Genomic DNA, 591 nt, shown 5'->3' on the forward strand with positions numbered 1-591 from the left:
TCGCCACGCGCTACGACAAGAACCCGTACAATTTCCTCGCTGCTGTCAAACTGATCGCTGTCAGCATCTGGTGCATCAGTTTATGAGTCTACGCTCTAGCAACGTGGCAATTAAATATTGCCAGAACCCAATCGTGACGGATGGGATATTGGCGCGCATCCCCGCCCATTGAGTAGCTACATTGACAGTGGCATAGGCCAAACAGGCCATAGCCATCAGAACTGCACCGCGGATGGTGGGCTTCAAAGTGAGGCTCCTGTTAAGCCGGTTGAATCATAACTTGCCAAAACTGCTAAAGCCTTCTCAGGAGAGGCGCTTGGGAAGTGAGATGAACACAACATTTGGCGGCTTATGATGTGATTGATTTCCACTCCTTTCCCTGGCGCTGCCGCCGATCTATGTTTTGCATGAGGGAAAATCGTTTCCTCGTGAATGCCACCTTCAGATCTGGCCCCGAATAACCGGGGCCAGATGTTTGTTTGATGTTCAGCTTACCACTTGGCGCGGAAGCCGAGATTGCTCGAGACCGAATAGCTCTTGCCATTCTCAAGACCCATGGCCCCGAACAATTTGCCATAGACGGCATATTTG

The 591-nt window shown here is 51.1% G+C and carries 1 pseudogene; it reads left to right on the forward strand.

The annotated features are described in order from the left end of the window. Positions 1-86, forward strand: a pseudogene (locus ACTJKP_RS27125) (IS5/IS1182 family transposase); the annotation flags it as partial. Positions 87-591 lie beyond the last annotated feature (505 nt).

Source organism: Brucella sp. 22210 (genome assembly GCF_052045675.1).
Classification (GTDB): domain Bacteria; phylum Pseudomonadota; class Alphaproteobacteria; order Rhizobiales; family Rhizobiaceae; genus Brucella.